Consider the following 13,212-nt stretch of genomic DNA (forward strand, 5'->3'; position numbering starts at 1 on the left):
CTCACTCCTTGACGGAGGGCACGGAATCAATCACCTGGGTCGGCGCATCAATAGCGCCTGCCGTATCGGCAGCCGTATTGGCAGTGCCATCAGCATCAGTGCCGGCATGCGAATCAGTGGGATCCCAATCCCAATCATCATCTTCGGCTGCCTTCTTCGCCTTCTTGCGGCGACGCACAACCACTATGACCACCATGGCGATCACAGCAACGACAGCCACGGCAACGACGATCCATGCCCAAGCTGGAATGCCCTGGTTTGTCTGTGGGTCAACATCCGTACCGGGATCGACGGGGGCCGGTGCCTCAGACACCGTGATCTTCACCGGCGATTCCTTGCTCTGCTGCTGGCCATTGGCATCCTCGTATGTCACCTTCAGTTTGGCATCATATTCGCCGGCCGCATCAGCGGTGAAAGCGAATCCAATGGAGCCGGAAGCGCCGGATGCCACATTGCCGATGTACTGCGTGGCTTGCGTGGCGGTGATGCCGTCACCTTCGATGGACGCTTCGACGTTGGACACATCCCCCTTGCCTTTGTTCACATATTCCATGGAAATAGTGGATTCTTCACCAGCATTGACGGTGTCGGGAAGCACAGGATCACCCAGTTCGAAGCGGTCAGGCTGCGAAACAGGTACGGAAATCTTAATATCCGAAGTGTTGGAGTTGCGGGTGTCGCCATCGACATACTCGTATTTGAAGTTGATATCGATGCCCTGCGCGCCGTTCTTCGCGCTCGACAGCACCTGCATGGGCACGGTCTGCGTCAGCGAGTAACCCGCCCATAGCGACTCGTAATAGAACGTGTTCGTACCGCCGGAAATGGCGAAATTCTCGCCGCCGTCAACAGTCACGACCATATTGCTGACCGCAACCTTGCCCATATTCTGGAAAGTGAAGCCAAGATCGAAATTCGTGCCCACCGCCACGGAACCGTCGCCATACGTGTAGTTGGTGATGATGATATTCGGCACCGGACCCGCCAGCTGCACGGTGGAACCGCCGTTGCCGGCGTCCGTGCCATCGCCGTCTTCTGCGAGCGCCGTCGGCACGATGCAGGTCAACGCGATGACGGCGGATGCCACCAGTGCGATGACCATGTTGATGAATTTTGCGGAATGGCTGCCATTGCTCATGGTTTCCCCTTCTCTTCTTGCTGTCATGCGTTATTCACCAGACGGTCATCGATGATGCGCCCGTCAAGCAGCGTTACGATACGATCGGCATATTGCGCCATATTGTCATCGTGCGTGACGAGCACGATGGTTTGGTTCAGGTCTCGTGCGAACGTGCAGATCATGTCCATCACGTCGTTTTTGGTTTTGGAATCGAGATTGCCGGTCGGTTCGTCGGCGAATACGACTTGCGGCCGCGATGCGAACGCTCGCGCAATGCCGACGCGCTGCTGCTGACCGCCTGACATTTGCGTCGGATAGTGGTTCATGCGTTTGCCGAGCCCTACTCGTTTCAGCATTTTCTTGGCGATTGTCTCGCGTTTGTTTTTTGGCATGCCTTGGAACATCAACGGCATTGCCACGTTTTCGACGGCGGTCAGATTGGGCAGTAGATTGTATGACTGGAATACGAAACCGAGATGCTTCTGTCTGAATTCCGCCAGCTGCCGTTCGTCTAGACGGGAGATGGGCACTCCCCTGATGCGCACGCCGCCCTTGGTTGGTTTTTCCATGCCGGCAAGCTGGTTGAGCAGAGTGGATTTGCCGGAACCGGATTCGCCATAGATACAGCAGATCTGACCTTGCGGAATGGTGAGATTGATACGTTCCAATGCCACGACGGTCTCGTCGAGCACTGGATACTCCTTACGCAGGTTCTTCACTTCGATGATGGGTCTGCGCGTCCCCATCACCGACTCTTGCCCTTCAGTATTCGCCATAGTCTTCTTTGCCTCCCCCATACGGCGTCTAACACGCTTGATCCGTAACCGAGTTTATACTGTTTCCCCGTTCTTCGCATCCCTTAGGGGAACACCCCGAGATAGCCCAGCTCAACCTCGAGATAGCCAAGTTCAAATACAAAGGAAGGTCTTGTCAGCATGTCATGACGTGCGTCGAAGCGTTCTTCTGGTCCTCAAAGACATGCGCATGGAGAATATCATCTCTCAACAACTCACGGCAAGTGGGGACGTCCTTTACGGGACGTCCCCACTTGGTGCCAATGCCATTCAGCATGACGTTGCGATTATTGCGCGACTATTGCGCAGCTTCGTCCGCGGACATCATGGCCTGAGTGATCTGATCGCGCATCTCATTGAAGCCACCAGGCGTCGAAGCAGGCAACACCACCGTCTTCGCGTTCTGCGACGAGGCAAGATTACGCATGGTATCGAGATACTGGTTGAACAGCACCACATTGTTCACGTCGTTCACATTCATACCGACAGCTTGCAGACTCTTGATCTGGTCGACAATACCGTTGGCGATCTCACGACGATAATTAGCCTGACCCTCACCCTGGAGGCGTGTCTTCTCAGCCTCGGCGGCCGCCTGGGTCTCGATCTGAATACGCTGGGCTTCGGCACGCTGACGCGTGGCTTCCTTTTCGCGCTGTGCCGCGTTGATGGAATCCATGGCGTTCTTGACCTGTGGACTCGGATCGATTGCCGTGATCAGCGTCTTGACTACGGTGAAACCGAAGCGGGACATTTCATTGCCGACGGTCTTCTGCACGTCGAAGGCTACATCGTCCTTGCGGGAGAATGCATCGTCCAAAGATAATGCAGGAATGGCGGAACGAAGCGCATCCTCCATGTAGGAGCGCAGCTGGCCGGCCGGATCGCGCAGCTCGTAGTATGCGGTCGCCACATTGCTGGGATCGACACGAAACTGGGTAGAGGCCACCACGGTGACGAACACGTTGTCGAGCGTTTTGGTTTCCAACTGCACGTTGAGCTGATTGACGCGCATGTTGGTTTTCATGGCGATGCGGTCCACGAGCGGGATTCGAATATGAATGCCGGCGAACTGCACCTTGTTGAACTTGCCGAAACGTTCGATGATGTAGGCCTGCTGCTGCGGCACGATGAACAACGTGGACAAGAACAGGAAAGCGACGATAAGTGCAATGACAAGGAGCGTAATAAGGAACGGCATGACATTACTCCCTTCTTTGGTTTTCTCTCGAAAGCCTGTTGATTGACGGCTTTCCGTAGGTTCTGCAACCATTGCCGAACCCAAGCAAAAACTTACCAAAGAATGCAATCGCATGTAGACAATGTCCGCGAGTTGGGCAAAGTCCATTCGGAAACCGGACATCGACCGTCCGGAAGCCGACCCACATACGTCTACGAGCCGAACAGGAGACAATTCTCCTTGTCCGGCTCGTGAGATGGCATACGAGATGTTGGATCAGATCAGGCCGAGTTCCTTGCATTTGGCTTGCAACTGTGTGGCCGAAGGCTCCACCAGCCATGAGCCATCGGCAGCGAACCGAATCACGGGAATGTGCTGTTGTCCGCTAATCGCAATGGCTTTCTCTGCAGCACCATCCTCATGCTCGATATCATGAAGGTTGTAGGCGACCCCGAAACGGTCCAATGCTGCCTTGGCTCGACGGCAGTCACCGCACCAGTCGGCTCCATAGAAATCAATTGTCGTATCATCAGTCATAAAATCACTCCTTACGAGGCATTAATCACATCAAATTTAGACGATGCCTCAAGCAACATCTTCGTATACGCATCTTTAGGGTGTCGTAACACGGAACCGACAGCTCCATATTCGACAAGATGGCCGTCTTTCATTACCGTCACCTCATCCGCAACTTCCTGAACAATGCCCAAATCTCATACTCATGCCCCGGCAATCCCGGATAATGCACGGATTTGACCAGCGGATGCAGCAACAGATAGCTGGAGATCGCACACGCATTCTCCTGCTGGCGGTCCATGCGCAGAGCGAGCGTCTGAATACCACGACGCACCGAATCGCATTCGTTCGGCGCAAGTACGCCGCCCAAACGATTCTGTGCGAAGTAGACACGTTTGCCCAGCTCGTCGCCCTTGACCACCACAAGACCGGCGTTGACTTCGGAATGGCCGGCCAGATACTTGGTAGCGGAATGGATGACGATGTCGGCACCTTGGTCAAGCGGCTGCTGCAGATACGGGATAACGAATGTGTTGTCGACAATGGAAATCGCACCATAGCGATGAGCGATTTCGGCAATCTTCGTCACATTGTTGACCTGCAGCAACGAATTGGTAAGAACTTCGAAATACACGTCCTTCGCCGGACAACCACGCGCGGGTCCCTTGGCGGAGTGCCCGGAAACAGCGGCATCAAGCGCTTCGTAGTCGGCGGGTTCACAGCTCCGGTGTTGTTGTCGTTGACCGGCAGTCCGTGAACAAGCTGAGTGTTGAATCTAGTCATGGCGCACACCCCCTCGGGTTGTGGCTCATTGCCGCATGCCATTCACGCGGTCACTGGTACCCACTAAACCGCATCCTGCGTTTCAACGCGTGCCGCGCCTTATCAACGTTTGTTATAGAACGCGCGAATCGCCATAACGTTTTCTTGTAAGCGGCTATCAAACGGCGGAGATGCAAGGCATCGCACCGCAATCGCCAGTTCATACATAAAAGGCCACGCAGGAAAAACTACGCTAGTACAGCAGCCACCCGGCGCACAGCCTCACGCAACTGATCTTCGGATTTGAGCAGGCTGAATCGTATGTAATCCTTGCCTACTTTGCCGAAGCATGTGCCCGGAAGCGCGGCGACGGCCGCACGTTCCAACAGCGTGTCGGCAAACTGTTCACCCGTCTGACCCTCAGGAGCGTGTACCCAAGCGTAGATGCCGCCGTCTGAATCGAACACATCCAAGCCGGCTTCACGCAATCCACCTGCAACGATTTCGCGACGAGACGCATACCGTTCCGCAAGTTCGGCCACACAGCTCTGATCCGACAGCAGTGCCGCAGTGCCCGCGTCTTGAATGCTGGACGTAACCATGGAACCCATCTGATAGTGGTACTGCTTCACATGAGACACGATGTCGTCGTTGCCTGCGATGAAACCGGCACGCCAGCCGGCCATCGCATACATTTTCGACAGCGAACACACTTCCACCGCAACATCGAACGCACCCGGCAGTGACAGTATGCTGATCTGCTGCGCATCGACACCCAATCCCGCATATGCGAAATCCTGCACGATCGCGAAATGATGCTCATGAGCCAAATCAACGGCACGCTGCAGAAACTCGCGCGGAGCCTGCGCACCCGTCGGATTGTTCGGATAGTTGAGCACCAGCACTTTCACACGATCCCACACCTGTGCAGGAACCGCGTCCAAATCCGGCAGGAACCCACGCTCCGGCAACGATGGCAACAGTATCTCCTCGGCACGGCTCATCACCGTCATGCAATGGTACGAAGGGTAATATGGATCCGCATACGCCACAGCGTCGCCTGGGGAAACCAGCACGGCGAACAACGCGGCCAAACCATCGACCGCGCCCTCCACGGCAAAAAGCTGGGTTTTCCAATCAACCTCAACACCGTACGTATTGCGATACCACTGTTCGGCAGCCCGCAGAAAACTAGGCTTGCCATCGAATGGCGAATACCGGGCATTGGCCGGATCGTCAACCGCTTTTTTGGCTACTTCTCGAATGAAATCAGCAGGAAACGCGTCTGGATTGCCTTTGGCCAAATCAATCACATCAGCCCCACCGGCAACCGCGGCAGCCACTTTGCGATCCATATCGGCGAACACATTCGACGGAATCGACTGCGCCACCGTAGTGAACGCGACAGGAGAAACATACGAAGTCATTAATCAACCCTCCCTATCATCTCGCGACTGTATATGCGCGCATTCACGCATATACGCAACCATCAGTGCGTCACCTTGCGCGCGAACCAATCGCCAACCCACTGAATGATCTGCACAATGACGATCAGAATAATAACAATCACAACAAGCACGCCGGTTTCGTAACGGTTATAGCCGTATTGAATGGCCATATCGCCGATGCCGCCGGCTCCGATGGTACCGACCATTGCAGAATAGCCGATCAGCGAAATGATGGTGAGCACCACGCCGCGAATAAACGACGGCAAAGCTTGCGGAAACACCGCATCCACAATGATTTGGCGTGTGGTAGCGCCAGTGGAGATGGCAGCCTCAAGCAGGCCCGGATCAACTTCGGAGAACGCGCTTTCCGCGATTCGCGCGAAGAACGGCACTGCGGCGATCGACAGGGAGATTGCGCCACCGGTCGGCGTGTAAGGGTCACCCAAAATCAATTGCACAACCGGGATAAGCACCACCATGAGAATCAGGAACGGCAGCGAGCGAATCGCGTTTACGATGAACCCTACAATAACGTTCAGCGCATGGTTCGGCGTAAACAAGCGGTTTTCAGTCAAATACAGCAGCAATGCCACCAGCGTGCCCAGTACCACGCCGATAATCGCCGACACCACAACCATATATGCCGTGTCGATCAGTGCTTGCCCAAGATTGTCTTGAAGGATTTCCAGAGTTTCTTCCATTGTTCTCACGCCTCCTGATTATCCGCAGCTTCGGCGGCCACAACCAGCTGCCCACGATCAAGTTCCCGATAGCTGAACACATGCGTTCTCAACGTGTCCAACGCCTGTAGCAGCGGCTCCCCCGCGCCGGAAACAAGCACAATCAGAATGCCGATGGCCTGCGAACCGAAGTATTCCACATTCGCATGCAGCACGTCGATGCTCACACCGTAATCCTGCGCAACCTGGCTGATGAGCGGCTCGAGTGCCGCATCGCCCTTGTATCGCAGTTCCACGATGGTGCCGGCCGGCAGCGATGGCACCAATTGCGGTGGCACGGCAATGCCAAGGTAGCGTTCCACCAACGCTTTGGTGGTCGGATGTTTCGGAGCACTGAACACGTCGAACGTGTTGCCCTGCTCCACTACCACACCGTTTTCCATAACGGCCACTCGGTCGAAAATTTGCTTCGCCACGTCAAGCTGATGCGTGATGAACACGATGGTAATGCCCAGTTCGCGGTTGATGCGCTGCAAGAGTGCCAGAATGCCTTCTGTGGTTTCCAGGTCGAGTGCGCTGGTGGCTTCGTCGCACAGCAGGATTTCCGGCTTGTTGGCGAGCGCACGCGCAATGGACACGCGCTGCTTTTGCCCGCCCGACAGGCTTGATGGGTAGCTGTCGATCTTGTTTTCCAAACCGACCAGTGCCAGCAGTTCGCGGACACGTTCCGGCCACTGCGCTTTCGGATATCCGCCGGCTTTCAGCGCGAATTCAATGTTCTTGCCGACCGTAACGTTGGTGATCAGGTTGAATCCTTGGAAAATAAAGCCGATGTTCTTGCGCAGGTCACTCAATTGGCCGCCTTTGAGTGCGGTGATATCGTTGCCGTCGATTATCACATGGCCGCCTGTTGGTCGTTCCAGCAAATTGATGGTGCGCACCAAAGTGGATTTGCCAGCTCCGGAAAAACCCACGATGCCGAAAATCTCGCCTTTTTCTACACTGATGTTCACATGCTTGACCGCTTCGACGGTTCGCCCGCCTTCATGAAAAGTCACAGACACGTCGTTGAGTTCAATAACGCTCATGGTTCGTTCCTCGCTTCATTCGAGCACTTGTTCAAGTTCGTTCAATACGTTTTGTTCGATGAATCTCGTTATAAGGCCCGTATGAGTTTTCAATCCATACGGGCCTTTGTATTACCGCACGCTATAGCGTCACCAAGTGGTCGGCTTGCCGAAATCCTTGAACTCGCTCTTGGCGATGGCGTCCTTGAATTTCTGGCTGACAAGCAGTTTCTTGACGGCCTTGCCGAAGTCGGAATCGACGTCCTGGGTGCGGACCACGAACACTTCGATCACACCATCATCCTGCTTTTCCAAGGCGAGCGCGGAACTCGGATCGAGTTTGGCTGCCCAAGAGTAGTTGCCCGGCACCAAAGCCACATCGACGGTGTCCAAGGAACGGGCCAGCTGCGCCGCATCGATCGTCTTGATTTTGAGGTTCTTCGGATTGGATGCGATATCATCGACCGTAGCCTTGGTGGCATCGACCTCGCCCTTGAGCTTCACCAAGCCCTGCTGCTGAAGCACGCCGAGAGAACGTGCCAGGTTCGAGCCATCGTTCGCGATGGACACGGTGGAACCGTCCTTGATGTCCTTAATGGACTTGTATTTCTTGGAGTAAATGCCCAAGCCAAGGGTTGGGGTCTGTCCAAGGGAGGTCAGGTCGAGCTTGTTATCGGCGGTGAACTTCTTCAGATAGTTGCCATGCTGGAAAAGATTCGCCTGAATGGAACCAGATGCAAGTGCCTTATTGGGCTGCACATAATCGTTGAACAGCTTGGTTTTCAGCTCGAAACCGTCCTCTTTTAGCAGTGGCGCGATGACCTTCTTGACCATGTCGCCGTATGGTCCTGCGCACACGCCGACGGTGATTGTGGTGGTCTTGCCCTTCGTGGTGTTCAGGCTTTCCTTGGATGCGGATGCGCTGTTGCCGGAACCGCATGCCGCAACGGAAATAAGTGTTGCAGCGGCGAGTATTGCGGCGGCGATTCGTTTGATGCCGCTCTTCTTGGCGATGGTGATGGTCATGGTTTCCCCTCTCTTATTGGTGTGCGAAAAGTTTGTTTCGCAGCAATTGGCAGCTACCTGCCGTTCATTGCGATTGATGATTGACCGTTTATTTGCTTGCTTCGGCGTCTGCCTCAGCTTGTTTCACGATGTCTGGATTGTGGATGGCGAAGGCTTGTTCGGCGAGATGCACTTCGCGGGTCAAGAACTCGTGCAGTTTGCACACGTATCCATTATCGCGTCCGACTTTGGCGATATAGCCGTTGATGTAGTCGACTTCCGTTGGACGCCCCTTGGTCAGGTCTTGATACATAGACGGATAATGCAGCGGATGTGCCACGCCCGCGGTGTGCAGAATGGTTTTGACTTCCGTTTCACGCGTGCCCAACAGTTGGTATCCGGCTGCTTCGGCCGCACTGTAAGCTTCATCGACCAGCTGTTCGGTGAGCCAACGCGCGTCGGGATGCGCATGGAATTCGCCGAAGCGGATCTGGTACATGGTACACAACGTGTTCAGCACCGAGTTGAATACGATTTTCGCCATGCACATGCCGATGAAGTTGTCGACGATGGTCGGGTTGAGTGTGGCCGTTGCGAAATCCTCGTACAGCGCCTGCTCGTGTTTGCGCACCTCGTCGGTCACGTCATCCGCGTAGGCGCACAGGTTCATGGCCTTGGCATGTGCTCCGCCGGTGAAGTTGAAATCGCCGGGGCCGTACACGTAGGCACCGATCAGTGCGGTGCCGCCGTAAATGCGGTCTTTGGAGAAGTATTCGTTGAGCTTTTCGAAGTGTCCATAGCCGTTCATGGCGGAGAACACAATCTGCTTCTTGTTGAACAGGTGGGCGCAGCGCTTGAGCACGCCGTCAAGCTGCATCTGCTTGAGGAACACGATCCACACGTCCGGCTGGCCGACATACTCCTCCGGGTAGTACACGTTGATCGGTACGAGATGGCGGTCTTCACCATCTTGAGACACGTAGGCACCGCCCTGCTCGCGGATCTTCTCGACATTCGGCTTCCACGTATCGATGAAATCAACATCCTTGTGTGCGAATTCCTGCAGCAGCACACCGTACTGGACGCCCATTCCGCCTGCACCGATCACTGCGTATTTCATACGACGCCCCTCTCTCTTGTGTGTTTTCGTATGGCTTTTTAAGCGATAATCACAAGATATCGGTAAAAATCCTTTCCCATGCCAGCGTGGCTATATGCGTTTTTTATGGAAGGCGCAAATCGTAATAATTCTTTTTTATGAACGGTTATCAGGATATGAAAAAGCCTCCCGCGGCACATGCCACGGAAGGCTTGGAAACAGAATTGACGGACGGCAGGTCGCCGTCAGGTCAGGTGATTGTCAGAGCTTGCCGCCCTCGACCACGATGTCATCCGGATCGACATCGGAACCGTACACCGGCTTCAGGGTCTCTTCGTAATCCTTATGGAAGAAGTTCTCCTTGCCCAGCTTCACGATTTCGTCGTTCAGCCAGTTGAGCAGCTCCTTGTTGCCCTTCTGTACAGCCGGAGCGATGGTGTCCTCATCACCGAGTTTGGTGATGCCGACCTTGAAGCCCTTGTTGGACTTGGCCCAAGCCAGTACCTCGGTGTTGTCGGTGGAGAAAGCGTCGCCACGACCGTCGAGCAGCGCATTGTAGGCGTCGGCGTACTGGTCGTACTTCTGCAGCTTGACATCGGGCTCGTTCTTCTCGAAGTAGCTTTCGGCGGTGGTGCCCTTGGCGATGATCAGCGTCTTGCCCTTAAGCTGGCTCACGTCAGTGATTTCGGCATTTTCCGGGGAAACCACGCCGAGTGCCACCTTCATGTACGGCTTGGCAAAATCAACCTTCTCCTTGCGCTCGTCGGTGACGGTGAAGTTGGCCAGCGTGATGTCCACCTTGTTGGCGGTGAGCACGTCCACGCGGGCAGCCGGGTCGACGGAAGTGTACTTGACCTTCACGCCCAAATCCTTACCGAGGCGCTCGGCAAAGTAAACGTCGTAGCCGGCGTTTTTGCCTTCCTTGTCAATGTAGCCGAACGGAGCCTTGTCGGAGAAGACGGCAACCTTGAGTTCGCCGGACTTCTTGATCTCATCCAAAGTGCGGGCGGTGGCGCTACTGCTGGAGCTGGAATCGTTGTTTGCGGAGCCTTCGTCGCTCGGAGTGGCCGCGGACGGGCCGCAAGCAGCCACCGAGGCTGCCATGATCAACGCGGCCGATGCGGCCACGATGCTCTTGAATGTTTTGTTGATGATTGATGCGGTCATGGTTTCTCCTCTCTTGCAAAGATGACTGCTATCAAAATCTTGAATTGCACCGATCTTCGCCGATCTTCGCCATTGCCTGGATTATTCGGATTGATCGGCGGACTTGCGGTGCCTGTCGAATTCAAACGTGCGCAGGAACTGCTTGGCTCGTTCAGTGGTCGGATTCGTGAAGAATTGTTCAGCATTGTCAGATTGTTCCACAATGCCGCCGTCTTCAAGCAGGATCACCTGATCGGCGATGGCTCGCGCGAACTGCATTTCATGCGTCACGATGAGCATGGTTTGGCCGGAATCAGCGAGTTCGAGCATCACGTCAAGCACTTCGCGCACCATTTCCGGATCGAGCGCGGCGGTGACTTCGTCGAACAGCAGCACTTCCGGATGCAAAATCAGCGCACGGCAGATGGCCACGCGCTGGCGTTGGCCGCCGGAAAGCTCATGAGGCCAGGAATCCTTGCGGTCGGCAAGACCGACGCGTTCCAGAAGCTTGATCGCCTCCTGCTCGACTTCGGCCTTATCTCGCTTCTGCACCAAGGTCGGCGCCAGTGTGATGTTGCCAAGCACGGTTTTGTTGGGAAACAGGTCGTAGCTTTGGAACACCATGCCAACACGGGTACGCAGTTCGCTGCTGCGCTTGCTGCGGCCGGCGGATTCGGTGCCCGGCTTACCCGTTTCGATCACTTCGCCGTTCAGAGAAATGGTACCGCCCTGAATCGGCTCAAGGCCGGCGATGGTGCGCAACAACGTCGACTTGCCGGAGCCGGAAGGCCCGACGATCACAAACACCTTGCCATGCGGCACGTCGAACGAAATATCGTTCAATACCGGCTTGTCGGCATTGGCGTACTGTTTGACCAGATGCGCAATCTCAAGACTCGCCTGACCCACCTGAGCCTGCTTGCCTGTCGCGTCAGTCATGCGACCACCTCTTTTCCAGTCGGCGGGCCACGATGGACAGCGGCCAGCACACAATGAAGTACATGAAGAAAATCACCCCGTAAATCCACAGGGTTCCGGTCGGATATTGGAAACGGTTCGCGTCGATGATCTGCTGGCCCACTTTGATGACCTCGACCACGCCGAGAAGCACGGCCAACGATGTCGTTTTCACGATTCGTGTCGCCAGATTCACCGAAGCTGGCAGAAGCCTACGCAACGCTTGCGGCAGAATCACTTTGACGAACGTCTGCCAGCCACTCAACCCAAGCACATATGCGGACTCATACTGGGCTTTCGGAATCGACTCAAGCGCGCCACGCACCAAATCACCCAATTCCGCGCCGCCCCACAGCACGAACACGAACACGCATGCGCCGGTCGCATCCAAATTCCAATTCCACGCACGGGCAAAGCCATAAAATGCGATGAACAGCAACGCCAATTGCGGCATGATACGAATGAAATCCAAATAAATCCTGGTCAACACACAAATGACAGGATTTTTCATCGTCATCAGCCAGCCGACAACCAATCCAACCGGCACGGAAAGACCCACCGACACACCGGCGATCCACACCGTAACCCACAGGCCCTGCAACAGGCGCGGAAACACGCCCGGCTCGAGCAGAATCTCAGCGCCGCTCATAGTCGAACCTCCGTTCCAGCCAAGTGCCGAACAATGAGATCGGCAGCAGAATCACCAGATATGCGACAACCAGCATCAACAACGATTCATACGTGTTGTAATACATGCCGATCAGATCCTTGGCCATGTACATCACATCGGCGAGCGCGATGGCCGACACAACGGACGATTCCTTGATCAGGAAGATCACATTGGCCACAATGCCCGGAATGGACGTGCTGATGGCCTGCGGTATCACTACGCGTCTCAAGGTCTGCCATTGGCTGAGGCCCAGCACGTACGCGGATTCGCGTTGCACGTTCGGAATGGTTTCGAGGCCGCCACGCATCGCTTCGGCCATATACGAACCGCCAAGGAATCCGAGTCCCACGATCGCGCACTGTTCCGCGGACCAGACGACGCCAAGTTTCGGCAGACCGAAATACAGGAAATACAGTTGCACCAACAACGGCGTGTTACGGCTGAGTTCGATGTAGACGCGCACGATCTGCTTCAGCACTGGAATGCGCGCGATTTCAATGCTTGCGCAGATAAGTCCGACCACGATCGAAAGCACGATGCCGAACACGGAGATGAACAGAGTCATCTCCGCGCCGCTGACGAAGAACGGCGCGTAGTGCGTCACAAATGTCCAATCGAACACACGCGCCTCCCATCTTTCTCTTTAGGTTTTCGAATGCTCTACGGATCCCTCGGAACCTTTTTCAGGCTTTTCCAGGCTTTCGCCGTGGATTCGCCCTATCGTACCGCGCAACAATCGCGGAACAGGCCACGTCGTTATCGGTTTTTCAT

At 55.2% G+C, this 13,212-nt stretch carries 13 protein-coding genes and 1 pseudogene; all 14 read right to left on the bottom strand.

Features of this window, described 5'->3' with window-relative positions:
- Nucleotide 1: 1 nt before the first annotated feature.
- Nucleotides 2-1,138, bottom strand: coding sequence for a COG1361 S-layer family protein (locus CE153_RS05775; RefSeq protein WP_099595488.1), 1,137 nt, complete (start codon nt 1,136-1,138; stop codon nt 2-4).
- Nucleotides 1,139-1,161: 23 nt separating this feature from the next.
- Nucleotides 1,162-1,896 carry an ABC transporter ATP-binding protein gene (locus CE153_RS05780; RefSeq protein ID WP_180753422.1) on the bottom strand — a complete coding sequence of 245 codons (735 nt, stop codon included), beginning with the start codon at nt 1,894-1,896 and terminating at the stop codon, nt 1,162-1,164.
- A 316-nt stretch (nt 1,897-2,212) separates the two neighbouring features.
- Complete coding sequence (locus CE153_RS05785) at nt 2,213-3,112, bottom strand: SPFH domain-containing protein (protein ID WP_099595490.1); 900 nt, start codon at nt 3,110-3,112, stop codon at nt 2,213-2,215.
- 255 nt (nt 3,113-3,367) lie between these two features.
- Nucleotides 3,368-3,628, bottom strand: coding sequence for a mycoredoxin (locus CE153_RS05790; protein WP_099595492.1), 261 nt, complete (start codon nt 3,626-3,628; stop codon nt 3,368-3,370).
- Between the two features lie 187 nt (nt 3,629-3,815).
- A pseudogene (locus CE153_RS05795) lies at nt 3,816-4,390 on the bottom strand (PLP-dependent transferase); the annotation flags it as partial.
- Between the two features lie 227 nt (nt 4,391-4,617).
- A complete protein-coding gene (locus CE153_RS05800) occupies nt 4,618-5,796 on the bottom strand; it encodes a pyridoxal phosphate-dependent aminotransferase (RefSeq protein ID WP_099595493.1) in 1,179 nt (392 codons plus the stop codon).
- A 62-nt stretch (nt 5,797-5,858) separates the two neighbouring features.
- A complete protein-coding gene (locus CE153_RS05805) occupies nt 5,859-6,518 on the bottom strand; it encodes a methionine ABC transporter permease (RefSeq protein WP_033501370.1) in 660 nt (219 codons plus the stop codon).
- A 5-nt stretch (nt 6,519-6,523) separates the two neighbouring features.
- Nucleotides 6,524-7,585 carry a methionine ABC transporter ATP-binding protein gene (locus tag CE153_RS05810; RefSeq protein WP_099595495.1) on the bottom strand — a complete coding sequence of 354 codons (1,062 nt, stop codon included), beginning with the start codon at nt 7,583-7,585 and terminating at the stop codon, nt 6,524-6,526.
- A gap of 129 nt (nt 7,586-7,714) precedes the next feature.
- Nucleotides 7,715-8,590, bottom strand: a complete 876-nt coding sequence (locus tag CE153_RS05815) for a MetQ/NlpA family ABC transporter substrate-binding protein (RefSeq protein ID WP_099595497.1) — start codon at nt 8,588-8,590, stop codon at nt 7,715-7,717.
- An 88-nt stretch (nt 8,591-8,678) separates the two neighbouring features.
- Entirely contained in the window at nt 8,679-9,689 is a 1,011-nt protein-coding gene (locus CE153_RS05820; protein ID WP_099595498.1) for a ketopantoate reductase family protein, read from the bottom strand.
- A gap of 240 nt (nt 9,690-9,929) precedes the next feature.
- On the bottom strand, nt 9,930-10,835 hold the full coding sequence (locus tag CE153_RS05825) for a cysteine ABC transporter substrate-binding protein (protein WP_099595499.1): 906 nt from the start codon (nt 10,833-10,835) through the stop codon (nt 9,930-9,932).
- Between the two features lie 81 nt (nt 10,836-10,916).
- Nucleotides 10,917-11,753: an amino acid ABC transporter ATP-binding protein gene (locus CE153_RS05830; RefSeq protein ID WP_003836374.1), complete on the bottom strand. Its 837-nt coding sequence runs from the start codon at nt 11,751-11,753 to the stop codon at nt 10,917-10,919.
- Nucleotides 11,746-12,420, bottom strand: coding sequence for an amino acid ABC transporter permease (locus CE153_RS05835; RefSeq protein ID WP_099595500.1), 675 nt, complete (start codon nt 12,418-12,420; stop codon nt 11,746-11,748). The genes CE153_RS05830 and CE153_RS05835 overlap by 8 nt, the downstream gene beginning before the upstream one ends.
- Nucleotides 12,407-13,063, bottom strand: coding sequence for an amino acid ABC transporter permease (locus CE153_RS05840; protein WP_099595501.1), 657 nt, complete (start codon nt 13,061-13,063; stop codon nt 12,407-12,409). The genes CE153_RS05835 and CE153_RS05840 overlap by 14 nt, the downstream gene beginning before the upstream one ends.
- Nucleotides 13,064-13,212 lie beyond the last annotated feature (149 nt).

The organism is Bifidobacterium sp. N4G05 (assembly GCF_002742445.1).
Taxonomy (GTDB): domain Bacteria; phylum Actinomycetota; class Actinomycetes; order Actinomycetales; family Bifidobacteriaceae; genus Bifidobacterium; species Bifidobacterium hominis.

What these genes read in the sequence shown, in the direction of transcription:
- CE153_RS05830 (WP_003836374.1), bottom strand. Translation starts at nt 11,753, where the DNA reads ATGACTGACGCGACAGGCAAGCAGGCTCAGGTGGGTCAGGCGAGTCTT.
- CE153_RS05825 (WP_099595499.1), bottom strand. Translation starts at nt 10,835, where the DNA reads ATGACCGCATCAATCATCAACAAAACATTCAAGAGCATCGTGGCCGCA.
- CE153_RS05790 (WP_099595492.1), bottom strand. Translation starts at nt 3,628, where the DNA reads ATGACTGATGATACGACAATTGATTTCTATGGAGCCGACTGGTGCGGT.
- CE153_RS05805 (WP_033501370.1), bottom strand. Translation starts at nt 6,518, where the DNA reads ATGGAAGAAACTCTGGAAATCCTTCAAGACAATCTTGGGCAAGCACTG.
- CE153_RS05785 (WP_099595490.1), bottom strand. Translation starts at nt 3,112, where the DNA reads ATGCCGTTCCTTATTACGCTCCTTGTCATTGCACTTATCGTCGCTTTC.
- CE153_RS05810 (WP_099595495.1), bottom strand. Translation starts at nt 7,585, where the DNA reads ATGAGCGTTATTGAACTCAACGACGTGTCTGTGACTTTTCATGAAGGC.
- CE153_RS05820 (WP_099595498.1), bottom strand. Translation starts at nt 9,689, where the DNA reads ATGAAATACGCAGTGATCGGTGCAGGCGGAATGGGCGTCCAGTACGGT.
- CE153_RS05775 (WP_099595488.1), bottom strand. Translation starts at nt 1,138, where the DNA reads ATGAGCAATGGCAGCCATTCCGCAAAATTCATCAACATGGTCATCGCA.
- CE153_RS05835 (WP_099595500.1), bottom strand. Translation starts at nt 12,420, where the DNA reads ATGAGCGGCGCTGAGATTCTGCTCGAGCCGGGCGTGTTTCCGCGCCTG.
- CE153_RS05780 (WP_180753422.1), bottom strand. Translation starts at nt 1,896, where the DNA reads ATGGCGAATACTGAAGGGCAAGAGTCGGTGATGGGGACGCGCAGACCC.
- CE153_RS05815 (WP_099595497.1), bottom strand. Translation starts at nt 8,590, where the DNA reads ATGACCATCACCATCGCCAAGAAGAGCGGCATCAAACGAATCGCCGCC.
- CE153_RS05800 (WP_099595493.1), bottom strand. Translation starts at nt 5,796, where the DNA reads ATGACTTCGTATGTTTCTCCTGTCGCGTTCACTACGGTGGCGCAGTCG.